The following is a 24,160-nucleotide window of genomic DNA, read 5'->3' as shown; positions in this document are numbered from 1 at the left end:
GCACGGTGCTCAGTACCGATCGGTACGCATGGAGGAGCACGATGGGGCTGACACCGGCGGGAGAGCGCGTCTGGGACGCCGCCCGCGAGATCTTCTACCAGGAGGGCGTCCGGAGCACCGGCGTCGCCGAGATCGCCGAGCGGTCCGGCGTGGGCAAGCCGAGCATCTACCGGGCCTTCGGCTCGAAGGACGAGCTGGCCGTGGCGTACCTGCGGGAGAAGGGCATCTCGCCGCAGGAGATCATCGAGACGGTCCGCGCGGCCTGCCCCGGCGATCCGCGCGCGCAGCTGCGGCGCGTGGTCGCGGAGATCGCCGAGGCCATCGCCGCACCCGGGCATCGCGGGTGCCCGCTGGCGAACACCGTGGTGGAGTTCCCCGACCGGGCCCATCCGGTGCGCGTGGCCGCCCAGGAGCAGAAGCAGCGCTACCTCGAGCTCTTCACCGAACTCGTCGAGCCGCTGCCCCTGGCCGATCCCGGGCAGGTCGCCTACCTCATCCAGATGCTGGTGGACGGCGCCCACATCACCAGCCAGGTCTTCGACCCCGGCCGCTCGGCCGCCGGCCTGGTGACCGCCGTCGACCGGCTCCTCGACGCCTTTCTCGACCAGGAGGAGAGCGATGTCCACTGACGTTCTGCCGCCCGAGTACGCCGAGCGGTTGATCCGCGATCGGCGTGCGGTGCGCGCCTTCCGTCCCGATCCCGTGCCCGACGCCGTGATGCGGGCCGTATTCTCGCTGGCCGGCGCGGCGCCCTCGAACAGCAACACCCAGCCGTGGAGCGTCGAGGTCGTCAGCGGGGCCGCCCGCGACGCGCTCAGCAAGGCGCTGCTGGCGGCCCACGCCCGTGGCGCGCCGTCCACCGACTTCCCCTACAGCGCCGGCCTCTACACCAGCGTCCACGCGGCCCGCCGCCAGGCGTTCGGCACGACGCTGTACGGCGCCCTCGGCATCGCCAGGGACGACCACGCGGCGCGTGACGCGTACCAGCTCGACAGCCTCCGCTTCTACGGCGCCCCGCACGTCGCGCTGCTCTTCCTCCCGTCGAACGGCGAGGCTCGGATGGCCGCCGACCTGGGCATGTACGGCCAGACTCTGCTGCTCGCCCTTTCTGCGTACGGGATCGCGAGCTGTCCCCAGGGGCTGCTGAGCTTCTACGCCGACACCGTGCGGGAGCAGCTCGGGGTGCGTGATCGCAAGCTGCTGTTCGGGGTCTCCTTCGGGTATCAGGATCCCGACGTGCCGGGCAGCGCCGTCCTGACCGGCCGGGCCTCCCTTGAGGAGACCACCCGCTTCTGGACGTGATCGTCGGGCTCGCCGGCGGCGGCTACGCCAGTGCCCTATCTGCTCTGTCACCGTGAGCCCTCGCGGCGGCAGAGCCCGTCATGACGATCGTGGCAGTGACCAGGAGCACGCAGCTCGCCGCGATCGCCGCGACCACCCCGTGCACGCCGATCCAGGGTGAGGCCGCCGGCAGCGCCGCGACCACGGCGGCGAAGGCCCACAACACCAGGGAAGGCACCACAGGCCGCGCCGCGATCAGTCTGTACACCGCCCCGAGCAGCAGCAGGAACACCCCCACCGGAATCGCCACGGCGTACCCCAAAGTGAGCGGCCCGGCGACGCCATGCCCGCCCTCCTCGGTCGCCGCCTCCAGCCCGGCGCCCAGCGCGGCCAGCGCCGCGAAGATGCCGTAATGCCCGTACCCCCACAGATAGGACCGGTCGCGCCGCCCGCTGAGCCCTTCGCCGGCCTCCACCAGGAAGTACAGCCACCACAACGCGAACAGCACCACGAGCCCCGACACCGCGACCACCACGAACCGGCCGCCGACCTCGCCCGCCTCCATCGCCGCCGCCACCCCTCGGGACACCGCGAGCACGCTCTCACCGAGCAGGATGATCGTGAACAGCCCGTACCGTTCGGCGATGTGATGCGGATGCCAGGTCGTGGGCCGCTCGCGCTCCGCCCACAGGGGCACCGCCAGCTCCAGCAGCGCCAGGACGACGAAGAGCGGCAGCTCGGCGCTCACCGGCGCGAGCACGGAATGGTAGAGCCAGCCCACCGTGACGACGGAGATGCCGGCGGCGTACCGCAGCGCGGTGCGGCGCCGCGCCGGGTCCCCCGAGGCGGCCCGCAACCACAGCAGAACCAGGCCGATCCGCATGATGACGTAGCCGAGGGTGACGAAGCCGTAGTCGGCGTGCTCGGCCGCGACCGGCACCCCGGCGGCCAGCACCAGCACGCCGGCCATCTGCACCATGGTCAGCACCCGGTAGCCGACGTCGTCGGTGTCGTAGGACGAGGCGAACCAGGTGAAGTTCATCCACGCCCACCAGATGGCGAAGAACACCTGCAGGAACGGCGCGATCCCGCCGGCCGCGTGCCCCTCCACGATCGCGTGCGCGAACTGGGCGGTGACGGCCGCGACCGCCACCACGAAGGTGAGGTCGAACAGCAGCTCCAGCGGGCTGGCCACGCGGTGCGGCTCGTCGATGGGCCGCGCCCGCATCCGAACCCTGATCCTCATGCCGTCTCCTGTCACTTCCGGTACGTCTGTTCTGCCTCTTGAGACAGGACGGCGCCCCGGGTTGTGACAGTGCCGGTGATCGGCGACCGGCCGCGACGTTTCGGCCGAGCCCGCCGCCAGTGGCAATGGATCTGGTTCTCTCCGGGGATGCGCAGGACATAGCCCCAGAAACATGAGCTGCGCGCGGAACGGACCTGGCGGTGGACCAGCGAAACGGTCGCGTGACTGCCCTGAGCCCTGAACACCACCGACCCCGCCGAGGTGTGGGTTCTGATGTTCGCCAGGACGTTGCCCGTCGCCACGGCATTCGCCCGGCCGCCGCTGACCACGTCATTGGCACGGCCGCTGCTCACGGTCTCCTTCCATGACGTCCACCGGTTGCAGTAGAGCACCATGGCTGATGCCGCGTCAGAGCAGCCGTCCGTTCCTGTGCAGGTGATCGAAGACCAGGTGATCGACCGGGGACACGCGGTCGCGGTCGGCGTAGGCCAGCCAGACGACCTCTTCGATCTCGCTGCTGGCCGTCGGGATCCCGTGGTGGCCGGCGGTGTAGCAGATCATCCGTACGGCGACGCCGTCGGCGTGGTCGTGGGCCTGGGCCTGGAAGGTCCCCAGGTGGGTGGCGGTGGTGGGGTCGATGGTGACGGCGAGCTCCTCGTCGATCTCGCGTACGAGGGTGTCCATGTCGGTTTCGCCCGGTTCGCGTTTGCCGCCGGGGAGGTAGTAGACGTTCTTGCCTCGTGATCGCGTGCTGAGGATCTTGCCGTCTTCCAGGTGGATCCAAGCGACCTTGTCGAAGGTCCCGCTCATGGTGCGCTCCTCTCAGGGCCGGTCGCCTGCGTGCCGGCGACCGGGTTTCACGAAATCGGAGGTCAGACGCCGGCTGTCAGGGTGACGCCGGTGCCGACGGAACGTTGAGTGGTCACGTCGGTGGCGAGGATGCCCGTGGAGGCGACCGTGAACTGGTTGCTGCCCCGCTGGTACGCAAGGCCGATCCGAGCCCCGGCCGCGGCGCCGAAGATCACAATATGATCACCGCGTCAGGAGATCGGCTCCCGGCTGACGCCCAGGTCGGTGCCCTTCGGCTCCTTGACGGCGGTGACCGCGGCCAGGGAGACGACGCAGAGCACCATGATGTACGCGCCCACGGACAGCGCCGACCCCGTGCCCTGCACCAGCGCCTGCGCGATCGTGGGCGCGAAGGCGCCGCCGAGGATGGCGCCGAGGGCGTACCCGATCGCCGCTCCCGAATAGCGCACCGAGGCGGGGAACATCTCGGCGTACATCGCCGACATCGGGCCATAAGACAGGCCCAGGCCGACGGTCAGGACGATGATCGCCGCGGCGAACAGCCAGATGTCGCGGGTCTCCATCAGCAGGAACAGCGGCAGCATCCAGACGAACACCAGCGCGTACCCGATCTGGAACGTCCTGACGCGGCCGATGCGGTCGGACAGCGCGCCGCCGTACAGGGTGAAGATCAACCACGTGGCCGAGCCGGCGACGGTGGCGAGCAGGACGGACGGGCGGGACAGGCCGAGCGCGGTGGTGCCGTAGCTGATGAAGTAGGCGATGAGCAGGTAGCCCGCGGCGTTGTTGGCGACGAAGATCAGGGCGGTGAGCAGGACGTTCTTGCTGTGGCCGCGGAACAGGTCGCGCAGCGGCGCGGAGGACGTCTTGGTGCGCTGCTGCAGCTCCTTGAAGACGGGGCTCTCCTCGACGGCTCGGCGCACGAGGTAGCCGATGACGATCAGGGTCAGGGAGAGCAGGAACGGCACCCGCCAGCCCCACGCCTGGAACTGCTCGGGGGTGGTGACCGTACTCATGATCCACAGGACGCCGGTCGCCAGGATGAGGCCGATCGGCACGCCGATCTGCGGGAACGTGCCCCACCAGCCGCGGCGCTCGCGCGGCGCGTGCTCCACCGCCAGCAGCGCCGCGCCGCCCCACTCGCCGCCCGCGGAGAAGCCCTGCACGATGCGCAGGAGGATGAGCGCGATCGGCGCCGCGACCCCGATCGACTCGTACGTCGGCAGCAGGCCGATCAGCGTGGTGGCCCCACCCATGAGCAGGAGGGTCATGACGAGCATGCGCTTGCGTCCCAGCCGGTCACCGTAGCGGCCCGCGACGATCGCGCCGAGCGGGCGGAACAGGAAGCTGATGCCGATCGTGGCCAGCGAGATGAGGGTGGCCAGGCCGGGTGCCTGCTCGTTGACCGGGGCCAGGAAGAGCGGCCCGAACACCAGGCCGGCGGCTTGGGCGTAGATGAAGAAGTCGTACCACTCGATGGTGGTGCCGGCCAGGGTGCTGGCGAGGACCTTGCGGTCGTCGCGGGTCATGGAGCGCGGTTGGCTCGTCACGTCGACTCCGTTCGTGCTCGTGGGGGGCTGGTGGGGATGTCATCGGCCACGGTGGTTCACCCCGCCGCGATGGCCGGCGCCCAGCCACGATCACCATTCAAACCCGCGCGTGGTGATTGGTCTAACCGGGGAAGGTCAGTCGTTGCTTCATGTTCCGCACGTCGCAGGTCCGATGGTCGTACGTGCCGTACATCTGCGCGTACTGGGCGGCGATACGGTCGCACTCTCGTACGGCGCCGGCTATGTCCCCGCTGGCGGCGATCAGGCGTACCCGGTGCAGCCGAGCCTCCAGGGTCGCCGGTGCCGTCTCGCCGAATTCGGCGGTCAGCTTCCGCACCTTCTCGTCGCTGGACTGAATGGCGTCGGTGTCGTCCGCGTTGATGATGGCGGCGAGTTGCGCGGCGACGTCTCCGGCGCTGTCCGGCCGATGGCCGGGGGTTTTGGCGAGAAGCTGCATGGTGAGCCCTTCAAGGGCGGGCGATATCCCGTAGACCCGCCTGCTGGGCGGCGTCGGAGGCTTGCGTAAATGCGGCTCTCTGAGCGCGGAAGGGTTCAAGCGACCGAACGGCGGCTCTCCGGTGAGCATCTCATAGAGGACGCAGCCGAAGGAGTACAGGTCCATGCGGAAGTCGCCCGGCTCGTTGCGCGATGAGTTGCCGGTTCGTTCAGGGGTGGGGGTCGGCGGAGGGGCGGATGAGGCCGGTTTCGTAGGCGAGGATCACTGCGTGGACGCGGTCGCGGAGCAGAAGCTTGCTCAGGACGTTGCTGACGTGGGTTTTGACCGTTTGCTCGCCGATCGTGAGGTCGGTGGCGATTTCGGCGTTCGAGCGGCCGCGGGCGATCAGTTCCAGGACTTCGCGTTCTCTGGCGGTGAGCGTGTTCAGTTCGGGGGGTGTGGGGTGGGAGGTCCTAGCGGGTGGGCGGGTGCGGACGAACTCGCCGATCAGGCGCCGGGTGATCGACGGGGCCAGCAATGCCTCGCCGGCGGCCACCACGCGTACGGCGTCCACCAGGCCGGAGCGGCGGACGTCCTTGAGCAGGAAGCCGCTGGCGCCCGCGCGCAGGGCCTCGTAGACGTACTCGTCCAGGTCGAACGTGGTCACCATGAGGACCTTGACCGGGTCGGTCGTTCCGGGGCCGGCCAGGCGGCGGGTGGCTTCGAGGCCGTCCATGCGGGGCATGCGCACGTCCATCAGGACGACGTCGGGCCGCAGCCGGCGGGCGGCCTCGACGGCCTGCGCCCCGTCTGTGGCCTCGGCCACCACTTCCATGTCGGGCTGGGCGTCGAGGATCGCGTGGAAGCCGGCGCGTACCAGCTCCTGGTCGTCGGCCACGACGATCCTGATCGTCATCGCGGGCCGCCGATCGGGAGCCGGGCGATCACGGCGAAGCCGCCGCCCGGGCGGGCGCCGGCGGTCAGCTCGCCGCCGAAGAGGTGGACGCGTTCTCGCATGCCGATCAAACCCTGTCCGGCTGATCCATCCCGGTCCTCGCCGTTGCTGACGCGTCCGTCGCGCTCGGTGCCGCCGTCCGACCCGATGCCGGTGGGGCTGCCTTCGTTGTGGACTTCGATGTGCAGGTCGCGGTCGGTGTGCCGGACGCGTACGCGTACCCGCGCCCCCGCCGCGTGCTTGACCACGTTCGTCAGCGCCTCCTGCACGATCCGGTACGCCGACAGGTCCACCCCCGCGGGCAGCGACCAGGAGCGGCCGTCCATCTGCAGCTCGGCCCGCACCCCGGCGCGGCGTGCCTGGTCGATCAGGTCGGGCACCTGCGCCAGCCCGGGCTGGGGAGCGAACGCGCCCTCCCCCGCAGGTCCCTCCTCGGGCGGGTCCTCGTCGCGGAGCACGCCGAGGAGGCGGCGCATCTCGGTCATGGCCTGCCGCCCGATGCCGGCGATCGTGTCGAACGTCCGCTCGGCCGCCTCCCCGTCCCGTTCGGCGAGCACGGGTCCCGCCTCGGCCTGCACGACCATCATGCTGACGTGGTGGGTGACCACGTCGTGCAGTTCGCGGGCGATGCGGGCGCGTTCGGCGGCGACCGCGCGGCGGGCCTCGAAGTCGCGTTCGCGGGCCAGCAGCTCCGCCCTGGCCTCCAGTTCGGCCGTGTACGCCCGCCGGATCCGCGCGCTGTCCCCCAGCACCCAGGCTCCGGCCAGCAGCAGCGTGGTGAAGGCGACGTCCAGCAGGTCGCTGTCGGTGGCCGGGACCAGCGAGACGACCGCCACGCTAAGCCCGGTGAGCACGCCGACGACGATGGAGACGGTCCTGCCGCACCAGGCCACCATGGTGTAGAGGGCGACGACGCCGCCCAGCGCCACCGGCGTCACCAGGTCGGGGTAGGGCGAGGCCCCGTACACCGCCGACGCCGCCCCCACTCCGAGGTTGATCCAGAGCGGATGGCGGCGCCGCCAGGTCAGCGGCAGCGTGACGAGCAGGACCAGGAGCACGGCGAGCGGGCCCGGGGGCGGCATGTGCTCGATGGGGGCGCGGACGAAGAGCGCGATCAGGGAGATCACCGCGAGGAGGACGGCGAGCGCCCCGTCAGCGGCCACCGGATGCTCCCGGAGCCAGGCCGCCACACGTTTCGTCGGCATACGCCCAAGTATGGGGTGCGGCGCCGCTGTTGACCTCCCTCCAAGGAGGGAGCCTCCCCCGAGGACCGGTGCCCCCACAGCGCGGCGCCGACGTCGACCACCGTCGAGGAGACAGGTGCGTTCGCGCGCCGCTGGCCTCCCTCCGAGGGGGGAGGCTCCCCGGGGCGGGTGAGCGCGTGGTTCGTCGTGGCGGGGGATCCGGTGCGGGCGGCCGGCGTCTACCGTTCGAGGTCATAGGGATCCCGCTGGAACACCGGTTCGCCGTCCTTCATCCGCTGTCACCAGGAGGTCCCCCCCATGTCCACGATTCACCCGCCCCTCCCCCACGCCATGTGGGCGTCGCTGCGCAGCACGTTCTGGGACGACGCGCGCGGCCACCAGCGGCTGGCGTACGTCGTCGGCGCCGCTCTCATCCTCACCGGCCTCGCGCACGGCGTGGTCTGGGCGGTGGTCGGCGGGTCGGCGGAGGGCTCGCTGTCGTGGCGCAAGCCGGTCACGTTCGGCGTCTCGTTCGGCCTGACCACGCTCACGCTCGGCTGGATCGGCGGCCTCCTGCGGGCGCCGACGTGGTCGGGGTGGCTGGTGTCGGTGCTGCTGTGCGGCTCGACCGCGCTGGAGGTGCTGTGGGTGAGCGTGCAGCGGGCGCGGGGCGTACCGTCGCACTTCAACGACATGACGGCGCTGGACGAGGCGCTGTTCACCGGGGGCGGGGTGACGATCGCGGTCACCGTCACCGCGCTCCTCCTGATCACGGTCGCGGCGTTCACGTCGTGCACCGCGGACGCGGCGATGGCGTGGGCGATCCGCGGCGGCATGCTGGCGCTGCTGGCGGCGCAGGTGGTCGGGATGTGGATGATCGTGCACGGGATCGGCCTGCTCGATGCGGGGGTCTCGCCGCTGACGCACTCGATGACCACGTACGGGCAGGCGGGCGCGATGAAGTACGCCCACGCGGTGCCGATGCACGCGATCCAGGTGCTGCCGGGGCTGGCCTGGCTGATGGGGTTCGGCAGGTGGTCCGGCCGGGCGCGGCTGCTGGCGATCAGCGCGGCCATCGCGGGGTACGCGAGCCTGTTCGCCGTCGCGCTCGGCCGTACGGCGCTGGGGCTGGAGCCGTTCGACCTGGTCAGCGCCTCGAAGTTGCTCTATCTCGTCCCCGCGCTGCTGCTGGGCGCGGCCTCGGTCGCGACGGCGGCGGCCCTGCGCCGCTGATCAGAGCCGCTGCCGGACGTCGGCGGTCAGCTTGTCCAGCAGGTGGACGAGCGTGCCGCGCTCCTCCGGGGTCAGGCCCTCGACCAGGGACGCCTCGCGGCCGAGCACCGAGTCCACGGAGCGTTCGATGAGCGCGTGACCCTCGTCGGTCAGCGTGACGAGGACGCTCTTGCGGGCGGTGCCGCCGGGCGCGCGGCGGATGAGTCCCGTCCGCTCGGCCCTGGCCACCCGCTGCGAGATCGCGCCGGCCGTCACGAGCGTGCGGCGGGCGAGCTCGCGGGTGCTGAGCCGGTACGGCGGCCCGGACCGGCGCAGGACGGACAGCAGGTCGAGGGTGGCGGCGTCGATCCCGGCGGCGCGCAGCACGCGGGCCCGGTCGTCGGCGAACATCTTCGCCAGCCGCCAGATCGGCGTGACGATCTCGATGGAGGAGGTCGGCGTGCCGGGACGTTCGCGCTGCCAGGCGGCGGCGATCTCCGCGGGACTGGTGGGGATGTCAGCCATGTCACGACCCTTCGCTATATTTAGGGCTAAACATACCCGGCGTCAGGAGGAAACATGGGCAGGACCGTACTGGTCACCGGGGGAACCAGCGGCATCGGCCGGGCCGTCGCCGCCCGTTTCGCCGCCGACGGCGCCGACGTCGTCATCACCGGCCGCCGGGCCGCCACCGTCGAGCCCGCTGCCAAGGAGCTGGGCGTGCGCGGGCTGGCCTGCGACGCCACCCGTCCCGACCAGGTCGCCGCGCTGGCGGCCGAGCTGGACGGTCCGCTCGGCGTGCTCGTGAACGCCGCGGGCGGCCTGCCCGCCACCGCCCCTGAGGGCACGCCGCCGCTGGAGGCGCTCGCCCTGCAGTGGGAGTCGAGCCTGTCGCTGAACGTGGTCGGCGCCGCCCTCACCACGGCCGCCGTGAGCGACCGGCTGGCGCCCGGCGGCACGGTGGTCAGCATCGGCTCGATCGGCGCGGAACGGCGCGGCGGCTCGTACGGCGCCGCCAAGGCCGCGCTCGCCGCCTGGAACGTCTCGCTGGCCGCCGAGCTGGGCGCCCGCGACGTGACCTGCAACGTCATCTCGTCCGGTTATGTGACGGGCACCGGCTTCTTCGGCGGCGGCATGACCGAGGAACGCCATCGGGCGCTGGTGGAGGAGACGCTGCTGAAGCGGGCCGGCACGCCCGGTGACATCGCGGAGACCGTCTTCTTCCTCGCCTCGCCCGGCGCCCGGCACATCACCGGCCAGACCATCCACGTGAACGGCGGCGCCTTCACGACCCGCTGAAAAACATGACACGCCCTGTCGGGTTTCCTCGTTACGTTCTGCCGTATGAGCAACCTGAAGGGCAAGATCTGCCTGGTCGCGGGCGCGACGCGAGGCGCCGGCCGGGGCGTCGCCGTCGAGCTGGGCGCGGCCGGCGCCACCGTCTACGTGACCGGCCGCAGCACCCGGCACAAGAGATCCGAGTACGACCGCGCGGAGACCATCGAGGAGACCGCCGAGCTGGTCAGCGCGGCCGGCGGCCACGGCATCGCCGTACCGGCCGACCACCTCGACCGCGACCAGGTCAGGTCGCTCGCCGAGCGCATCGGCCGCGACCACGGCCACCTCGACGTCCTCGTCAACGACATCTGGGGCGGCGAGCTCCTCGCCCAGTGGGACAAGCCGCTGTGGGAGCACGACCTGGACGCCGGCCTGCGCCTGCTCCGGCTCGCCATCGACACCCACGTCATCACCAGCCACTTCATGCTGCCCCTGCTGATCAAGCGGCCGGGCGGCCTGGTGGTGGAGATGACCGACGGGACGAAGGAGTACAACGACCACAACTACCGCGTCTCATTCTTCTACGACCAGGCCAAGAGCGCCGTCATCCGGCTCGGGTACGCGCAGGCGCACGAGCTGCGCCCGTACGGGTGCGCGGCCGTGGCGCTGACCCCCGGCTGGCTCAGGTCGGAGATGATGCTGGAGCACTACGGGGTGACGGAGGAGACCTGGCGCGACGCCACCACCCGCGAGCCGCACTTCGCCATCTCGGAGTCACCCCGCTACGTCGGCCGCGCGGTCGCCGCGCTGGCCGCCGACCCGGACCTGATGCGGTGGAGCGGGCAGTCGCTGTCGAGCGGGCGACTGGCCCTGGAGTACGGCTTCACCGACGTGGACGGCTCCCGCCCGGACTGTTGGCGCTACCTGGTGGAGGTCCAGGACCCGGGCAAACCGGCCGACGTCACGGGCTACCGCTGAGCGTCCTGGTACGTCTTGATGCGGTACTCGTGGTCAACCAGGATGGGGTAGCCGTCCGGGCAAAAGGCCTCTGAGATACGGCCGGCCCGCGCCCTGGGCCCGCTGCCGATACCGGTCTTCCCCCGACTTCTGATGCGGATCTCGCGGGCGCCCACGTACCCGACCCCTTCTTGCACCGGGCCCAGGTAGCCGAGATTGGTCCCGGTGCTCGCGCCGGACCCGCTCCCGCAGTCGCTGGGGAGCGGATCCGCGGACGTGACCGCCGGACCGCTCGTGGCCCGCCGCCTCGAACCGGGCCGGCCCGAGGTACGGCGTCGGCGGGCGATGGGGCCGTCAGTCGGATCGAGTGGTCGCTCGCGCCGTCCCAACGCTCCCCCGTTCCGCCGATGGGTCCCTCACCGAGGAGAGAGCGATCACCGAAGGGTGTACGGCCGTTCAGGACCGCGAGATTGCCCGATCACGAAGAGAGCGTATCCAACCAGCGGGCGGCGAAGGCGGCGGACACCGGCTGGAACAGCTCAGGCGCCGACGCCTCGGTGAAGAAGCCCCGCAGACCGTCCTCGATGTCGACGTCGTCCCGCACCTCCAGGGCATCGGCCCACGCGGTGACCGTCTCCGCTTCAACGGCTCCGGCCAGGTACGCCCGCAGCAGCCGGACCACGTCGTCGGCGCGCACCCGCACCAGCGGACGCTCGACGTCCCAGGGGAATGAGCGGAGCACGCCCACGACCTCATCCACCGGCCGGCGCAGCTCCACGAGGTCGGCGAGGAGCCGGCGACGCCTGCTCATGCACGAGCCTCCCCAGCGAAGCTAGACGATGTCGAACTCGTTCCCCTCGGGGTCGAGCATCGCCACCGCATAATGATCCATCCCGGGCTGCGCGAGCACCCGCACGACGGACGCCCCCGCCTCGACGAGCCGCTCCGCCTCGGCATCCACGCGCGCCCTCCGGACCTCCAGCGGCGCCTCCTCCCGCCTGCCGCCCACCTGCACATCCAGGTGGAACCGGTTCTTGACGACCTTGCCCTCGGGCACCTGCTGGAACCAGATCCGCGGCCCGCACCCCTCGGGATCGACGATGCTGTCGGCGCAGTCGCCCTCCCCCAGCTCCTCCTCCGGCACCCCGAGCCTGAGCCAGTGCTCCCGCCACGTGCCGGCCCCACCGGGCGGCGGCTCCACGACATACCGCAACGCCCCCGCCCAGAACCGCACCATCCGCTCAGGCTCTACACAGTCGATGACCAGTTGGTAGGAAACCATGCCGGCCATGCTGCCGGACCTGACCGACAATCCGGTCAGGGGACGGTGAGGACGAGTTTGCCGCGGGTGCGGCCCTGTTCGCCGTGGCGGTGGGCTTCGGCGGCCTGCGCGAGTGGGTAGGTGCGTTCCACCTCGACGAGCAGGTTGCCCTCGTCGATCAGGGTGGCGATCTGGGTGAGGGCGGCGCCGTCGGGTTCGACGAGGATGCCGGTGGCTCGGATGCCTTCCTCGCGGGCGCGGCCGATCAGTTCGGGGGCGACGCCTGAGGGGACCGCCACCAGCAGGCCGCCTGGGCGGAGGGTCTGCAGGGAGCGGGTGCTGGTCCGGTCCACGGCGTCGCCTATCAGGTCCACTACCACGTCCACGTCGCGTACGGCGGTCTCGAAGTTTGTGGTGGTGTAGTCGATCAGTTCGTCGGCGCCCAGGTCCCGGAGCCAGTCGTGTTTCTCCGAACGGGCGGTGCCGATGACGTGCGCGCCCGCGTGCTTGGCCAGCTGCACCGCCAGGTGGCCGACGCCGCCGGCCGCCGCGTGGATGAGCACGCGGTGGCCGGCGCCGATGTGGGCGGTGTCGATCAGGGCCTGCCAGGCGATCAGGGCGGCCAGTGGGATGGCGGCGGCGGTCTCGTGGCTGGTCGTGCGGGGTTTGCGGGCGAAGTGGCGGGAGGGGGCGGTGACGTACTCGGCGTACGCGCCCGCCTGGCGCGGGAACCACGGCATGCCGAACACCTCGTCGCCCGGCTGGAAGAGGGTCACCCCGAAGCCGGTCTCCTCGACCACGCCGGAGACGTCCCAGCCCAGCACGAACGGCGGGTCGCCGAGCACCGCCGCCATGCCGGAGCCCTGGCGGGTCTTCCAGTCGACGGGGTTGACGCCGGCGGCGTGCACCCGTACCAAGATCTCGGTGGGCAGGGGCACCGGTCGCGGCACCTCGGCCAGGCGCAGCACCTCCGGGCCGCCGAAGGTGTCCTGAATGATGGCTTGCATGGGCACGGGTCCTTGCTCGGTCGGTTCGTACGGCACGTGCCCGGAGAAGGGTAGGGGCAAGAGCAAGGACCCGTAAGCAGCTGGTTACGGACGGTTGAAGCGGGGTGGGGTGAAGGGGATGTAGCGGGCGGCGGGGTCCGCGGTGCGGGCGTTCATCGCGGGCGCGGACGTGGCCGGCCACCTTCCCGTGCGCAGGCGGTCGAACATGGTGGTCAGCGCGGCGTGCTGCTCCGCCGGTGTGAAGTCGCAGTGGCCGGCGCTGCGGGTGTACGTCTGGCGCAGCAGGGACGCCGATCCCGCCCGGCGTGCCTTCTCCTCGTACACCTGCTGCTGGGCGACGGTCGAGATCTGGTCGCCGATGTTCGACAGGGTGAGGACGGGGATGCGCAGCTTGCCGTCCAGGACGATGCCGCGGGCGAACCGGTCCACGGCGTCTGGGTCGGCGGCGATGCGAGGTGCCTTGGCCAGGGTCCTCAGGTCGTCCATCAGCTTCAGCCCCGCCTGCTCGTACAGCTTCCCGACGGCGCGCCGCAGGGCGGGGTCGGCCTCGCGAAGCTGCTTGGCGTAGTCCACGCCGGTGTTCCAGGACGGGTTACCGCCCACCACCTGCATGATCTGGCGGCGGCTGCTCATGGCCTGCCCGACGTACGGCAGGGGGCCGCCGGCCAGCGCGAGGTAGGCGCCCTGTTCCAGGCCGGCGGCGTCGCCGGGGGCGGGAGGCGGCGGGGTGGTGCCGTCGGGGTTCCTGCCCCAGGCGGGCAACTGGCCGATCGCGGCGGCGAGCGCTATGCGGGCCCGGCCCTCGGGGGTGCGCTGGGCGGCGGCGAGTGCGTCGATCCACGCCTGGCGGGCCGACTCGACGTCCTCCGGGATGTCGATGACCGGGAGGCCCGGCGCGACCAGGCGTTCCAGCACGAAGACCGTGTCGAGCTTCTGGTTCCACTGGGCGACGGAGCCGCTCAGACCGCCGCACATGGGGACGGCCGCGTCGAACTTCCCGGGGTGAACCTGGGCGACGCCGGCGGAGACGAAGCCGCCCATCGACGTCCCGGAGGCGATGGCTCTGCGAGCCTTGCCGTACGCCTGCTCGAACCGGGCCAGGGCCTCGGCCTGGTTGTCGATGGCGGCGCGGATGTTCCAGCCGGTGATCGCCCGGCTCGTGCCGCCCCTGGCCACGCCGTCGGCCAGCAGGCGCGCGGTGAGCTGCTCGGTGCGGCCGGGGCCGGCGAAGTCGAGGGCGACGACCACGGTGCCGTTCCAGCGGGCCGGGACGACGAACTCGTACGGTGTGCCGTCCTTGAGTGTGCCGCTGATGCAGGTGGGACGGGACGGCGAGTCCGGCAGGCAGGGCGTGCCACCGGGGGCGCCGGCGGCGACGGCCGGGGTGGCACCGCTCTCGGCGATGGCGGGAAGGCCGGCGGCGGTGGTCGTCACCGCGATGGCCAGGGAGACGATGGCGGCGCGGCGGATCACAGCGGCAGTCCCTTCGACTCGACGGTCCAGCCGTCCTCGGTACACAGCCCGCAGTCGGAGCCGATGAAACGCGCCCCGGCGGTGCGGTCTCCGCGCAGGACGTAGTCGAACCAGTCCGCGGCCACCTGCCAGCCCGTCGTCGCCTGGAGGCCCGCGATGAGGCCGACGTGCCCGGCCGGCGCGTGGGCGGCCAGGACGGCGGGGACGTCGAGGAGGGCGTAGTTGTCGATGCTGTTCTGGTACGCCACGTCGTCCGGGCCGCCGTTCACCAGGAGCGTCGGGGTGTGCAGGCCGGCGAGGCGGTCGCGCCCGAAGCCGCCGAAGAAGGGGTCGGGGAGGTATCCGGTGTTGAAGCCGGCGACCGCGTCGATCATCGGGTCGGTTCCTGCGGCGAGTGCCTCGACGCCGCCGCAGCTGTGCCCGAGCACGCCGACGCGGGTCGTGTCGGCGCGTCCGTCGAACTGCTTGCGGGCCTGATTCGACTCGGTGGCCCAGTGGGCGGCGGCGAGCAGCGCCTCCGGGTGCGCGATGGTCTGCTCAGGGGTGCTCGGGACGGGGAAGCCGGCCACGCCGCCGTTGGCCACCACGATGTACCCCTGGGAGGCCAGGCCGGTGAGGAAGGTGATGCCTTCGAGGTTGCTCGCCGCGCAGGCGCCGTTGCCGTAGACGATCACGGGCAGGCTGTCCTTGCGCAGTTTCTTCAGGTCGGCGGGACGGTAGACGGTGTGGCCAGGGAGGCCGTCGGCGGCCTCGCGGACGGTGGGCAGGATGGCCGGAGCCGGGGCCGCCGGTGGTTCGGGCGGTGGCGGGTTCCCGGGGGACGAGGCCGTCGCGGTGCCGGAGCCGGCCAGGACGACCGCTCCCAGGGTCGCCGCCAGCAGGATCCGGGCGGTCTTGAAGGGGGCCGACATGGGTGGTTGCCTCCACAATCGATGGGCGAAGCCGGCAAGAGGGTGCCGGAACGGGGGGTGGGAACGAAGGGCGTGGCGGACGACCGCGGGCCGGCGTGCCGGGGGTCAGGTGCGGGGGACGAGGCGGAGCGGTGCGGACTTGGGGCCGAACTCGAGCCAGTTGAACATCTCGACCTCGCCATCCGGTTCGACCCGGTCGGTGCCCGCGAGCAGCTCTCCGAGCGCGGCGGCCAGCTCCATGCGGGCCATCGCCGCGCCCGGGCAGCGGTGCGGGCCGCGGCCGAAGGCGAGGTGGCGGTTGGGCCGCCGGTCGAGGTCGAGCCGGTCGGCGTCGTCGAAGACCGTCTCGTCCCTGTTCGCCGAGGGGAAGATCATCGCGATCGGCTCTCCTGCGCGCACCGTCCGTCCGCCCAGCTCGACGTCGCGGAGTGCGGTGCGGGCGAACACGCGGTACGGGGCGTACAGCCGCAGGAGCTCCTCCATGGCCGCCGGCAGCAGGGCGGGGTCGGCACGCAGCCGGTCCTGGAGCCCGGGGTCGCGGGACAGGTGGACGGCGGCGCTGCCGAGCACGGCGTGCGGCGCGCCGATGCCGGCCACGACGGTCTGCCGTACGGTGGCCACGACCAGGTCGGGCGGGATCGGCCGCTCGGGGTCACCGGACGCCGCAAGCAGGCTGGACACCAGGTCCTCGTCCGGGTCCTTGGGGTCGGCGCGGCGGTCCGCGACGATGGTCCTGGCGATGGCGTACAGCTCCTCGCTGGCCGTCATGATCCGGGCCCGGTCCATCTCCTGGATGGCGAAGCTGTACTCGACGCCGATGCGGCGGATCTCCAGCACCTGCTCGACCGGCAGGCCGAGGAAGATCGCGAAGCACTGCGCCGCGTACGGCAGCGCGAACTCCTTGGCGTAGTCTCCGCCGCCGCGCGCCAGCAGCGGTTCCAGCAGTTCGCGGGCCGCCTGCGCGAAGGCCGGTTCGAGGCGCCTGAGCACGGCGCGGCGCAGTACCCGGTCCATGGGGGCGCGGTAGATCCCGTGCTCGGGCGGGTCGTAGTGCAGCGGCGGCCGGCGCTGGGTGCGCGGCACGTGCGGGACGACGTTCTGCGTGGCGGTGCTGAACGTCGCGCTGTCGCGGGCCACCCGCACGACGTCCGCGTAGCGGGTGGCCGCCCAGAAGCCGCCGAAGGCGTCGCTCCACGGCACGGGGCAGCGTCGCCGCAGGTCGGCATAGACGCCGTGGGAGCTGTCGAAGGTCTCGGGCGCGGTGGGGTCCCAGTCGGAGGCACGTTCACAGCCCGCGGGGGAGTTCCGGTCCGTGGTCATGATGAGGTCCCTTCGTCATGGGCTCGTCCGGGGACGGTCACAGCAGGTGGCGGCGCGCGGCGCGGGCGAGGGTCTCGATGGCGTACACGACGACGGCGATCGCGATGATGATCGCGGCGGTGGTGTCGTAGCGGAGGGTGGCGATCGACTCCTGCATGAGGTAGCCGACGCCGCCCGCGCCCGCGATGCCGAGCACGACGGACTCGCGCAGCGCCAGGTCGGCGACGAACAGGCCGTTGCCGGTGAAGGCGGGCACGAACTGCGGCCACGTCCCGGCGGTGAACGCCTGCCACCGGCCGGCGCCGACCGAGGTCAGTGCCTCGCGCGGCAGCGGGTCGAGTTGCTCCAGCGAATCGGTGAAGAACTTGGCGGCCAGTGCCGTGCAGGAGATCCACAGGGCAAGGAAGCCGGCGAACGGCCCCAGGCCCAGCGCGGCCACGAAGAGCAGCGCGTACACGAGGTCGGGGATGCCTCTGACCACCACGAGCAGCACCCTGAGCGCGGCGGCCAGGGGGCGCCAGGGGGCGGTGCCCGTGGCGGTCAGCAGGGCCGCCACCAAGCCGCATGCCGCGCCGGCCGCTGCCGCGCCGAGCGCCATGAGCAGGCTCTCCAGGACCGCCATGAGCAGGTCGGCCGAGAAGGCGGGCGGCCACATGCCGGTGAGGACGCTCTGCAGGTTGGGCCAGGCGCTGGACAGCCGCCCGGGGTCGGGGCCGAGGGACCACAGCGACGCGAGGAAGATCACGCCGGTGATGGTCGCGCCGGCCACGCGCAGCACGCGGGCGCGGTCCCAGCCGACGTCGTACGGGGTCCGGCCGGCGGGCAGCGCCGTCCCCTCCGTCTTCCCGCTGGTTCGGCGGCGCAGGGCCACCGACAGCAGTTCGAGCAGCAGGACGAGGGCGACGATCACGCAGATGATGCCGGCCGCGCGGTGGTAGTTGAGGCTGCCGAGCGCGGTCTGCAGCGCCACGCCGATGCCGCCCGCGCCGACGATGCCGAGCACGGCGGAGGCTCTGATGTTGATGTCGAGCCGGTACAGCACGATGGCGACCAGCGCCGGGAACACGCGGGGCAGGACGGTGGCGGCGGCCACCTGCGCCTCGCGGGCGCCGCAGGCGCGGGCCGCCTCGGCGGGTGCGGGGTCGGCCTCCTCGATGGCGTCGGCGAGCAGTTTGGCGATCATGCCGACCGAGTGCACGGCGACGGCGAGCGCGCCCGCCAGGGGGCCGAGTCCGAAGATCCGTACGAACAGGATCGCGAACGCCAGCGTCGGCACGGCCCTGGTCAGCACGATCACCGTCCGAGCGACCGGCCGCAACCACGGGGTTCCTTGGTGGGTACGTGCGGCGATGAACGCCAACGGCACCGACGCCAACGTGGCGAGCCCGGTCCCGGCGACCGCGATGAGCAACGTCTCGACGATCATCGCCGCCACGTCCGCGGCGGCGGGCAGGCTGGGCGGCCACATCCGCCCCAGCAACCGCGCGGTGTCATCAAGCCCGGCGGCGAGCGTGACCGGCGACAACCCGATCCACCAGAACGCCACCCAGGCAACGCCCACCGCCGCGGCGAGCAACCCACCGGCCACGAGCCCCCGGACGCTCACGGGCGGCCGGAGGGGGCCGGGATCCTTGGGGGTGCGAGAAGGTGGGGCGGAGACGGTGCCGGCCTTCGCGCTCGCCTGCCCGGACGGCGCCGATACGTCAGGCATCGGCCTCACCTGTGGGGGTGTAGATCTCGTGGAGGCGGGCTGGGGTGAGGGTGGTGGCGGGTTCGTTCAGGATCAGGTGGCCGTCGCGGAGGGCCACGATCTGGTCGGCGGTGGTGAGGGCGAGTTCTACCTGGTGCAGGCTGCACAGGACGGAGATGCCGTCCTCGGTGCTGATGCGCTTGAGGGTGTCGAGGACGAGGACGCTGGCGGCCGGGTCGAGGGAGGCGACCGGTTCGTCGGCGAGGATCAGTTCGGGGCTCTGCAGCAGGGTGCGGGCCACCGCGACGCGCTGCTGCTGACCGCCGGAGAGCGTGTCGCAGCGCTGGAAGCGCTGGTCGGCCAGGCCGACGCGGTCGAGTTGCTCGACGGCGCGGACGCGCAGGGCACGCGGGTAGCTCATCACCCCGTAGCGGGGCAGGCGCAGCGTGGCGAGGGCGCCCATCAGCACGTTCTCCATGGCGGACAGGCGCCCGACGAGGCCGAACTGCTGGAAGACGAACCCGACCCTGGCCCGCAGGGCGCGCAGGCGGCTGCGGGAGCAGGCGGCCGGGTCCTCCCCCAGCGTGCTGACGGTGCCGCGGTCCGGCAGGTGCATGCCGTTGGCCAGCCGCAGCAGGGTGGACTTTCCGGCTCCCGAGGGGCCGGTCAGCGCGACGAAGCGGCCGCGCGGCACCTCTAGGGAGACGTCGTCGAGGACGGTGACGCCGTTGAAGCTCTTCCCGACGCCCGACAGTCGCAGGACGGGCTCGCCCTCCACCGAGCCGCCACCAGGACTGCTCGCCGAGCCGGTCTCGGGACTGTTCACAGAGAGTTGCTCAGCCACCGGACGTGCACACCTCGGCCTTGGTGATCTCGCAGATGCGGGTGATCGGCTCGTACGTCGCGTCCGTGGCCTTGACGAACGTCCACGCGGTGGAGGTGCCGAGGGTGCAGGCGGAGGCGCCGGCGTGCGGTCCCCAGGTCTTCGGGCCCTTGATCTCGCTGCCCTTGCAGAGCCCGGCCGAGGCGGCGCCGGTGGCGGTGAGGCCGGTGACGGCGGTGGTGATCTTGTCGCGCATGTCCTGCGGCAGCCAGGTGCCGACCACGATCGGCGGGCCGGGGATGAGCGGCGAGGTCCACACCTTGGTCACCTGTCCCGGCTTGAGCTGGCCGCGGGCGGGCAGCAGCTGGTCGATGAAGACGTCGCCGACGAAGGCGATGTCGCAGTCGCCGGCCAGCAGCGAGGCGACGGCGGTGTCGTGGCCGTGGGTGAACACGGTCTTGACGTCCTTGTCCACGTCCACGCCGGCCTCCCGCAGCGAGGCGAGGGGCTGCAGGTATCCGGTGGTGGAGCCCGGGTCGGTGAAGCAGACGTCCTTGCCGGCGACGTCCTTGAGCGAGGCGATGCCGCTCTCGTCGCCGCGGGTCACGCCGTAGGCGTAGGCGCCGGGCTCGCCGTCGGGTGCGGCGATCGGGACGGCGACGGGCTCGACCTTGGCGCGGGTGCGGGCCAGGTAGTAGCTGAAGGCTCCGTAGACGGCGACGTCCACCCGCCTGGCGACCTGCGCCTCGACGACGGCCGCGTTGCTGGTGACGGCCTGGAAGCGCACCGGGATGCCGAGCTCCTTGCCGAGCGCGGAGGTGATCGGGGCGAACGACGCCTCCAGGTTGTCGCTCTGCTCCGACGGGATGGCGGCGAAGACCAGCTCGGTGGGCCGGCCGCCGTCGCCGGACGCGCTGCGGGTGCTTCCGGGGCCGGCGCCGCAGGCGGGCAGGAGTGCGATCGCGGCACATGCCGCGACGGCGCCCAGAGCTGACTTGCGGAACATCGAGGCTCCTCACATGCAGGTGGTCGGGCCAAAGTAAGCAGCACCGGCACCATTGTCAACACTTATGTGACGACCGTAGGATTTGTGTCTAATAACATCGGCGGCTCATTTCGGACGAGCGTCCAGCCATGTGTTGTCTTTCTCGCGTTGGCAGCTTCCCACCCTTGGAGGCGGACATCAATCCCCGTACAGTGATCAAACGGGCATCTCGCACCATGGCCGTGGTTTCGGTCGCGGCGACCGCGCTCGCCCTCACGCCACCGGCGTCGGCCGAGGCGGGTGCGCTCAGCCTCACCGGCGTGCACCCGAGCGGCGCCACGTACGCCATCGAGGTCCCGCGCGGCTGGAACGGCACCGTGCTGACGTTCACCCCCGGCTACGGTCAGGGCGCCGGCCCGGACCACCTGCCGGCCGACCTCGGCGGCGACGCCGCCTCGCGCGCGTGGCTGCTGGCCCACGGCTACGCGCTCGCCGGCTCCCGGCCCTACGGGGACGGCTGGGCCGTCGAGGAGACGCTCAAAGCCTCGGCCGACACCTTGGCGACGTTCGCCGAGAAGGCCGGCGACCCGGCCATCACCCTGGCATGGGGCGCCTCGATGGGCGGCGCCATCGCGGCCGGACTGGCCGAGCTCCGGCCCGACCTGATCGACGGCGCGCTGCCGTACTGCGCCTCGGTCGCCGGGCCCGTGGCGATGCTCAACCAGTCGCTGGACGCGGCGTTCGCGTTCAAGACCCTGCTCGCGCCGGGCGAGGACGCGATCAAGCTCGTCCGCCTGGCCTCGGCGGAGGAGGAGGCGCGCAGCACCACGGCCGCCCGCACCGTCCTGGACGCCGCCCAGCAGAGCGCGGCCGGCCGGGCCCGCATCGCGCTGGCGGCGTCCTTCGCCCAGGTCTCGACCTGGTCGGTGCCCGGCACCGATGAGCCCGCGCCGCGCGACTGGGAGGCGCAGCAGGCCCAGGAGTACGCGGCGTTCATGCCGACCGTCTTCTCCCCCCGCCATCCGCTGGAGCAGCGGGCGGGCGGGAACTTCTCGTGGAACACCGGCGTGGACTACCGCAGGCAGCTGCGCGAGTCGGGACGCCTGCAGCAGGTGCGCGCCCTCTACGACCGCGCGGGCCTGAACCTGGACGCCGACCTCGCGGCCCTGGCCAAGGCGCCCCGCGTGGCCGCCGATCCCCGCGCGGTCTCCTACATGGAGGACTACTTCACCCCGCGCGGCCGGCTCGGCGTCCCCGTCCTGACGATGCACGAGCGCGGCGACAACTACCCCACCGTCACCCAGGCCCGCGCGTACGCCGACGCGGTCCGGCACGCCGGGAAGAACCCGCTGCTGCGGCAGGCGTTCGTGGACCGGCCGGGCCACTGCCGCTACACCGGGGCCGAGTTCGTCGCCGCCGTCCGGACGTTGCACGACCGGGTGGCCACCGGGCGGTGGCCGGACACCGGCGCGCACCGGCTCAACCGGCTGGCCGCCGCGTACCCGGACCTGGGCACGGCGGAGTTCACCGCCTATCATCCGGGCCGTTTCCTGCGCCCGCACGTGCCGCGATGAAGGCCACGATGAAGGCCACGGTGAAGGCTGCGGTGAAGGGGGTGCGCGTGATCGGTGAGGACGTAGGATTCACGCAAGCCGAGCCCGGCGAGCCCGCCCGTGGCCGGGACGGCCGTCCCGGCCGAGGAGCCTGACGATGGGGGGACACCTGGTGGCCGCGTCGCCGGAGCCCGGATCCCTGCCCAGAGCCCGTCAGGGCGCCGAGCCCCAGCGCCTGCTGACCACGCTGCTCGGCGACTACTGGTTCTGGCGGCAGGAGCACATCCCGTCGGCGGCGCTGGTGCGGCTGCTGGAGGAGTTCGGCATCACTCCGGCGGGCGCCCGCGCCGCCCTGCGGCGGGTCACCTCGCGCGGGCTGCTGACCAGCTCGCGCAACGGCCGCACGACCGCGTACGGGCTGCCGCCCAGGGCGCACGACGTGATCGTGGCGCACATGCGGCGGCTGCTGACGTTCGGCGCGGCCACGCCGCTGTGGGACGGGCGGTGGACGGTCGTCACGTTCTCGGTGCCCGAGGACCAGCGCGACGTCCGCCGCCTGCTGCGCGACGGGCTGCGCCTGCTGCACTTCGGCATGGTGTTCGACGCGGTGTGGGTGTCGCCGCACGACCGGGCGGAGGACGCCGTCCCGCTGCTGGGCAGGCTGGGCGTGCGCGGGGCCGCGGTGTTCCGTGCCCGCGAGGTCGCCGGCGGCGAGCTCGAGCCGGTGCTGGAGCGGGCCTTCGACGTGGGCGCGCTGCGCGAGCGCTACGCGCGTTTCATCGAGGCCCACCGGCCGGTCGCCGAGCGGCTGGCCGGCTCGAGCCCGGCGCCCGCCGAGGCGCTGCGGCTGCGTACGGCGATCATGACGGACTGGCGGGTCTTCCCCGCGCTCGACCCCGACCTGCCCGCCGAACTGCTGCCCGCGGGCTGGCCGCGCGACGAGGCCAGGCGGCTGTGCGTGCGGATCTACGACTCCCTGGGCAAGCCGGCGGAGGAGCGGTTCCGCGAGATCCTCGCCGGGTTCGACCCCGCTCTGGCCGGCCTGGCGGCGCATCACACCTTCGCTCAGGTGTCCGCTCTGGAGTCGCCGGCGGCGCACCGCCGCACGACCTTCGACGAGACGACCGACCGGGCTCGCCTCGACCTCCTCACCGACGGCTGACCGCATCACAAAGCATGACAACATGGCAACGACCGCACGCGTAAACGTTGTCAATATACTCGGGATGTGAATGACCGGAAACTGGCCGAAGCTGTAGACGTCGACTTTCCGCGCTACCAGGTGGGCGCGCCCCCGCAGCACCTGATCACCACGTTGCTCGGCGACTACTGGATCAGCCGGCCCGAGCAGCTGCCCTCGGCGGCGCTGGTGCGGCTGACCGAGGAGTTCGGCGTCTCCCCCGTGGCGGCGCGAGCCGCGCTGAGCCGCCTGACCAAGCGGGACCTGCTGGTGTCGTCGAAGTCGGGGCGGCGCACCTACTACCGGCTGACCGACCAGGCCGCCGCGGTGCTGCAGGAGGGCCGGGAGCGGATCATGTCCTTCGGCCTGGAGCAGGGGGCCTGGGACGGCAGGTGGGTGATGGCCGCGTTCTCCATCTCCGAGGAGCAGCGCGACCTGCGCCACACGCTGCGCGCGCGGCTGCGCTGGCTGGGTTTCGCCCCGCTCTACGACGGGCTGTGGGTCTCGCCCAGGGCCGACGCCGACAGCGCGGCGGCGGTGCTGAGCGAGCTGGAGATCCCCATGGCGACGGTCTTCCGCGCCGAGGCGCTCGACCTGCCCGGCATGCGGGCGCCGCAGGAGGCGTGGGACTTCGAGCAGCTGCGCCGCACGTACGAGGGTTTCGCCGCCCAGTACGCGCCCCTCCTCGACCGCGTGCGCAGGGGCACCGTCGGCGCGTCGGAGGCGCTGGTGGCGCGCTCGGGGATCATGGACACCTGGCGGACGTTCCCCAATCACGATCCCGACCTGCCCGCCGAGCTGCTGCCCGCCGACTGGCCGCGCGCGGCGGCGCGCAAGCTCTTCGTCGAGATCTACGACACCCTGGGGCCGCTCGCCGAGTTCCGCGTCAGGCAGATCGTCGCGGAGTTCGACCCGGCGCTGGCCGGCCTGGTCTCCCACCACGGGACCGGCGCCATTCTCACCCCCTCCTGACCGTCCCCGCCGCACAGTGGGCCCTTGACAGGTGTGCACCCTGAGATGTGACACTTGCCCCAACGACCGCAAAACT

The 24,160-nt window shown here is 72.1% G+C and carries 26 protein-coding genes; 8 read left to right on the top strand and 18 right to left on the bottom strand.

Annotated features, from left to right (window positions below):
* The first annotated feature begins 41 nt into the window (after window positions 1-41).
* Window positions 42-629 carry a TetR/AcrR family transcriptional regulator gene (locus ACFFR3_RS42350; protein WP_345404876.1) on the top strand — a complete coding sequence of 196 codons (588 nt, stop codon included), beginning with the start codon at window positions 42-44 and terminating at the stop codon, window positions 627-629.
* Window positions 619-1,302 carry a nitroreductase gene (locus tag ACFFR3_RS42345; protein ID WP_345404873.1) on the top strand — a complete coding sequence of 228 codons (684 nt, stop codon included), beginning with the start codon at window positions 619-621 and terminating at the stop codon, window positions 1,300-1,302. Before ACFFR3_RS42350 ends, ACFFR3_RS42345 begins: the two co-directional genes overlap by 11 nt.
* Before the next feature lie 22 nt (window positions 1,303-1,324).
* On the opposite strand, the gene ACFFR3_RS42340 is transcribed toward ACFFR3_RS42345, so the two are convergent.
* From ACFFR3_RS42340 to ACFFR3_RS42305, 8 genes are all read right to left on the bottom strand, one after another.
* Complete coding sequence (locus ACFFR3_RS42340) at window positions 1,325-2,527, bottom strand: low temperature requirement protein A (RefSeq protein WP_379484973.1); 1,203 nt, start codon at window positions 2,525-2,527, stop codon at window positions 1,325-1,327.
* An 11-nt stretch (window positions 2,528-2,538) separates the two neighbouring features.
* Window positions 2,539-2,880 carry a hypothetical protein gene (locus ACFFR3_RS42335; protein WP_345404867.1) on the bottom strand — a complete coding sequence of 114 codons (342 nt, stop codon included), beginning with the start codon at window positions 2,878-2,880 and terminating at the stop codon, window positions 2,539-2,541.
* A gap of 55 nt (window positions 2,881-2,935) precedes the next feature.
* On the bottom strand, window positions 2,936-3,337 hold the full coding sequence (locus tag ACFFR3_RS42330) for an NUDIX hydrolase (RefSeq protein WP_345404864.1): 402 nt from the start codon (window positions 3,335-3,337) through the stop codon (window positions 2,936-2,938).
* Between the two features lie 62 nt (window positions 3,338-3,399).
* Window positions 3,400-3,552, bottom strand: a complete 153-nt coding sequence (locus ACFFR3_RS42325) for a hypothetical protein (protein ID WP_345404861.1) — start codon at window positions 3,550-3,552, stop codon at window positions 3,400-3,402.
* Window positions 3,553-3,567: 15 nt separating this feature from the next.
* Window positions 3,568-4,866, bottom strand: coding sequence for an MFS transporter (locus ACFFR3_RS42320; RefSeq protein WP_345409815.1), 1,299 nt, complete (start codon window positions 4,864-4,866; stop codon window positions 3,568-3,570).
* A gap of 142 nt (window positions 4,867-5,008) precedes the next feature.
* A complete protein-coding gene (locus ACFFR3_RS42315) occupies window positions 5,009-5,509 on the bottom strand; it encodes a serine/threonine-protein kinase (protein ID WP_364381729.1) in 501 nt (166 codons plus the stop codon).
* 43 nt (window positions 5,510-5,552) lie between these two features.
* Window positions 5,553-6,239 (bottom strand): response regulator, encoded by a 687-nt coding sequence (locus tag ACFFR3_RS42310; protein WP_379484972.1) that lies wholly within the window; start codon window positions 6,237-6,239, stop codon window positions 5,553-5,555.
* Entirely contained in the window at window positions 6,236-7,483 is a 1,248-nt protein-coding gene (locus ACFFR3_RS42305) for a sensor histidine kinase (protein WP_379484971.1), read from the bottom strand. The genes ACFFR3_RS42310 and ACFFR3_RS42305 overlap by 4 nt, the downstream gene beginning before the upstream one ends.
* A gap of 297 nt (window positions 7,484-7,780) precedes the next feature.
* Between ACFFR3_RS42305 and ACFFR3_RS42300 the strand changes: the two genes are divergently transcribed.
* Window positions 7,781-8,695 carry a hypothetical protein gene (locus ACFFR3_RS42300; protein WP_379484970.1) on the top strand — a complete coding sequence of 305 codons (915 nt, stop codon included), beginning with the start codon at window positions 7,781-7,783 and terminating at the stop codon, window positions 8,693-8,695.
* Here ACFFR3_RS42300 and ACFFR3_RS42295 read toward each other — a convergent pair whose 3' ends face one another.
* Entirely contained in the window at window positions 8,696-9,199 is a 504-nt protein-coding gene (locus ACFFR3_RS42295) for a MarR family winged helix-turn-helix transcriptional regulator (RefSeq protein ID WP_345404838.1), read from the bottom strand. It lies immediately after the preceding gene.
* 54 nt (window positions 9,200-9,253) lie between these two features.
* Here ACFFR3_RS42295 and ACFFR3_RS42290 point away from each other — a divergent pair, with 54 nt between their 5' ends.
* Window positions 9,254-9,973 carry an SDR family NAD(P)-dependent oxidoreductase gene (locus tag ACFFR3_RS42290; RefSeq protein ID WP_345404835.1) on the top strand — a complete coding sequence of 240 codons (720 nt, stop codon included), beginning with the start codon at window positions 9,254-9,256 and terminating at the stop codon, window positions 9,971-9,973.
* Window positions 9,974-10,018: 45 nt separating this feature from the next.
* The gene (locus tag ACFFR3_RS42285) at window positions 10,019-10,930 is read left to right on the top strand and encodes an SDR family oxidoreductase (protein WP_345404832.1); all 912 of its coding nucleotides are present in this window, start codon (window positions 10,019-10,021) and stop codon (window positions 10,928-10,930) included.
* 457 nt (window positions 10,931-11,387) lie between these two features.
* Here the strand turns inward: ACFFR3_RS42285 and ACFFR3_RS42280 are convergent, their stop codons facing one another.
* The 9 genes from ACFFR3_RS42280 to ACFFR3_RS42240 all read right to left on the bottom strand — a co-directional run bounded on the left by ACFFR3_RS42280 (window position 11,388) and on the right by ACFFR3_RS42240 (window position 20,400).
* Window positions 11,388-11,720 (bottom strand): hypothetical protein, encoded by a 333-nt coding sequence (locus tag ACFFR3_RS42280; RefSeq protein WP_345404830.1) that lies wholly within the window; start codon window positions 11,718-11,720, stop codon window positions 11,388-11,390.
* Between the two features lie 21 nt (window positions 11,721-11,741).
* The gene (locus ACFFR3_RS42275; protein ID WP_379484969.1) at window positions 11,742-12,191 is read right to left on the bottom strand and encodes a VOC family protein; all 450 of its coding nucleotides are present in this window, start codon (window positions 12,189-12,191) and stop codon (window positions 11,742-11,744) included.
* 35 nt (window positions 12,192-12,226) lie between these two features.
* Complete coding sequence (locus ACFFR3_RS42270) at window positions 12,227-13,177, bottom strand: NADP-dependent oxidoreductase (protein WP_379484968.1); 951 nt, start codon at window positions 13,175-13,177, stop codon at window positions 12,227-12,229.
* Between the two features lie 84 nt (window positions 13,178-13,261).
* Window positions 13,262-14,650 (bottom strand): alpha/beta fold hydrolase, encoded by a 1,389-nt coding sequence (locus ACFFR3_RS42265; RefSeq protein WP_379484967.1) that lies wholly within the window; start codon window positions 14,648-14,650, stop codon window positions 13,262-13,264.
* Entirely contained in the window at window positions 14,647-15,561 is a 915-nt protein-coding gene (locus ACFFR3_RS42260) for a poly(ethylene terephthalate) hydrolase family protein (protein ID WP_379484966.1), read from the bottom strand. The genes ACFFR3_RS42265 and ACFFR3_RS42260 overlap by 4 nt, the downstream gene beginning before the upstream one ends.
* A gap of 105 nt (window positions 15,562-15,666) precedes the next feature.
* Window positions 15,667-16,881 (bottom strand): cytochrome P450, encoded by a 1,215-nt coding sequence (locus tag ACFFR3_RS42255; protein WP_379484965.1) that lies wholly within the window; start codon window positions 16,879-16,881, stop codon window positions 15,667-15,669.
* A 37-nt stretch (window positions 16,882-16,918) separates the two neighbouring features.
* Window positions 16,919-18,592 (bottom strand): phosphonate ABC transporter, permease protein PhnE, encoded by a 1,674-nt coding sequence (gene phnE, locus ACFFR3_RS42250; protein WP_379484964.1) that lies wholly within the window; start codon window positions 18,590-18,592, stop codon window positions 16,919-16,921.
* Entirely contained in the window at window positions 18,585-19,397 is an 813-nt protein-coding gene (locus ACFFR3_RS42245; protein WP_364381478.1) for a phosphonate ABC transporter ATP-binding protein, read from the bottom strand. The genes phnE and ACFFR3_RS42245 overlap by 8 nt, the downstream gene beginning before the upstream one ends.
* A gap of 10 nt (window positions 19,398-19,407) precedes the next feature.
* Window positions 19,408-20,400, bottom strand: a complete 993-nt coding sequence (locus tag ACFFR3_RS42240) for a phosphate/phosphite/phosphonate ABC transporter substrate-binding protein (protein WP_345404813.1) — start codon at window positions 20,398-20,400, stop codon at window positions 19,408-19,410.
* A gap of 215 nt (window positions 20,401-20,615) precedes the next feature.
* Between ACFFR3_RS42240 and ACFFR3_RS42235 the strand changes: the two genes are divergently transcribed.
* The 3 genes from ACFFR3_RS42235 to ACFFR3_RS42225 all read left to right on the top strand — a co-directional run bounded on the left by ACFFR3_RS42235 (window position 20,616) and on the right by ACFFR3_RS42225 (window position 24,084).
* Window positions 20,616-21,953, top strand: a complete 1,338-nt coding sequence (locus tag ACFFR3_RS42235) for an alpha/beta fold hydrolase (protein ID WP_379484963.1) — start codon at window positions 20,616-20,618, stop codon at window positions 21,951-21,953.
* Window positions 21,954-22,089: 136 nt separating this feature from the next.
* Window positions 22,090-23,094 carry a PaaX family transcriptional regulator gene (locus ACFFR3_RS42230; protein WP_379484962.1) on the top strand — a complete coding sequence of 335 codons (1,005 nt, stop codon included), beginning with the start codon at window positions 22,090-22,092 and terminating at the stop codon, window positions 23,092-23,094.
* Window positions 23,095-23,160: 66 nt separating this feature from the next.
* Window positions 23,161-24,084 carry a PaaX family transcriptional regulator gene (locus ACFFR3_RS42225; RefSeq protein ID WP_345404801.1) on the top strand — a complete coding sequence of 308 codons (924 nt, stop codon included), beginning with the start codon at window positions 23,161-23,163 and terminating at the stop codon, window positions 24,082-24,084.
* The last annotated feature ends 76 nt before the right edge of the window (window positions 24,085-24,160 follow it).

The organism is Nonomuraea salmonea (assembly GCF_042428605.1).
In the GTDB taxonomy this organism is placed as follows: Bacteria; Actinomycetota; Actinomycetes; order Streptosporangiales; family Streptosporangiaceae; genus Nonomuraea; species Nonomuraea salmonea.
The sequence above is the reverse complement of the archived record's forward strand: the minus strand, read 5'-3'. Positions and strand labels throughout refer to the sequence as shown.

Excerpts from the sequence above, each read along its gene's own strand:
- ACFFR3_RS42310 (WP_379484972.1), bottom strand. The coding sequence starts at position 6,239 with ATGACGATCAGGATCGTCGTGGCCGACGACCAGGAGCTGGTACGCGCC.
- ACFFR3_RS42330 (WP_345404864.1), bottom strand. The coding sequence starts at position 3,337 with ATGAGCGGGACCTTCGACAAGGTCGCTTGGATCCACCTGGAAGACGGC.
- ACFFR3_RS42315 (WP_364381729.1), bottom strand. The coding sequence starts at position 5,509 with ATGGACCTGTACTCCTTCGGCTGCGTCCTCTATGAGATGCTCACCGGA.
- ACFFR3_RS42305 (WP_379484971.1), bottom strand. The coding sequence starts at position 7,483 with ATGCCGACGAAACGTGTGGCGGCCTGGCTCCGGGAGCATCCGGTGGCC.
- ACFFR3_RS42275 (WP_379484969.1), bottom strand. The coding sequence starts at position 12,191 with ATGGTTTCCTACCAACTGGTCATCGACTGTGTAGAGCCTGAGCGGATG.
- ACFFR3_RS42235 (WP_379484963.1), top strand. The coding sequence starts at position 20,616 with ATGGCCGTGGTTTCGGTCGCGGCGACCGCGCTCGCCCTCACGCCACCG.
- ACFFR3_RS42285 (WP_345404832.1), top strand. The coding sequence starts at position 10,019 with ATGAGCAACCTGAAGGGCAAGATCTGCCTGGTCGCGGGCGCGACGCGA.
- ACFFR3_RS42340 (WP_379484973.1), bottom strand. The coding sequence starts at position 2,527 with ATGAGGATCAGGGTTCGGATGCGGGCGCGGCCCATCGACGAGCCGCAC.
- ACFFR3_RS42295 (WP_345404838.1), bottom strand. The coding sequence starts at position 9,199 with ATGGCTGACATCCCCACCAGTCCCGCGGAGATCGCCGCCGCCTGGCAG.
- ACFFR3_RS42280 (WP_345404830.1), bottom strand. The coding sequence starts at position 11,720 with ATGAGCAGGCGTCGCCGGCTCCTCGCCGACCTCGTGGAGCTGCGCCGG.
- ACFFR3_RS42270 (WP_379484968.1), bottom strand. The coding sequence starts at position 13,177 with ATGCAAGCCATCATTCAGGACACCTTCGGCGGCCCGGAGGTGCTGCGC.
- ACFFR3_RS42290 (WP_345404835.1), top strand. The coding sequence starts at position 9,254 with ATGGGCAGGACCGTACTGGTCACCGGGGGAACCAGCGGCATCGGCCGG.
- ACFFR3_RS42345 (WP_345404873.1), top strand. The coding sequence starts at position 619 with ATGTCCACTGACGTTCTGCCGCCCGAGTACGCCGAGCGGTTGATCCGC.
- ACFFR3_RS42320 (WP_345409815.1), bottom strand. The coding sequence starts at position 4,866 with ATGACCCGCGACGACCGCAAGGTCCTCGCCAGCACCCTGGCCGGCACC.
- ACFFR3_RS42260 (WP_379484966.1), bottom strand. The coding sequence starts at position 15,561 with ATGTCGGCCCCCTTCAAGACCGCCCGGATCCTGCTGGCGGCGACCCTG.
- ACFFR3_RS42255 (WP_379484965.1), bottom strand. The coding sequence starts at position 16,881 with ATGACCACGGACCGGAACTCCCCCGCGGGCTGTGAACGTGCCTCCGAC.
- ACFFR3_RS42350 (WP_345404876.1), top strand. The coding sequence starts at position 42 with ATGGGGCTGACACCGGCGGGAGAGCGCGTCTGGGACGCCGCCCGCGAG.
- ACFFR3_RS42300 (WP_379484970.1), top strand. The coding sequence starts at position 7,781 with ATGTCCACGATTCACCCGCCCCTCCCCCACGCCATGTGGGCGTCGCTG.
- ACFFR3_RS42240 (WP_345404813.1), bottom strand. The coding sequence starts at position 20,400 with ATGTTCCGCAAGTCAGCTCTGGGCGCCGTCGCGGCATGTGCCGCGATC.
- ACFFR3_RS42230 (WP_379484962.1), top strand. The coding sequence starts at position 22,090 with ATGGGGGGACACCTGGTGGCCGCGTCGCCGGAGCCCGGATCCCTGCCC.
- phnE (WP_379484964.1), bottom strand. The coding sequence starts at position 18,592 with ATGCCTGACGTATCGGCGCCGTCCGGGCAGGCGAGCGCGAAGGCCGGC.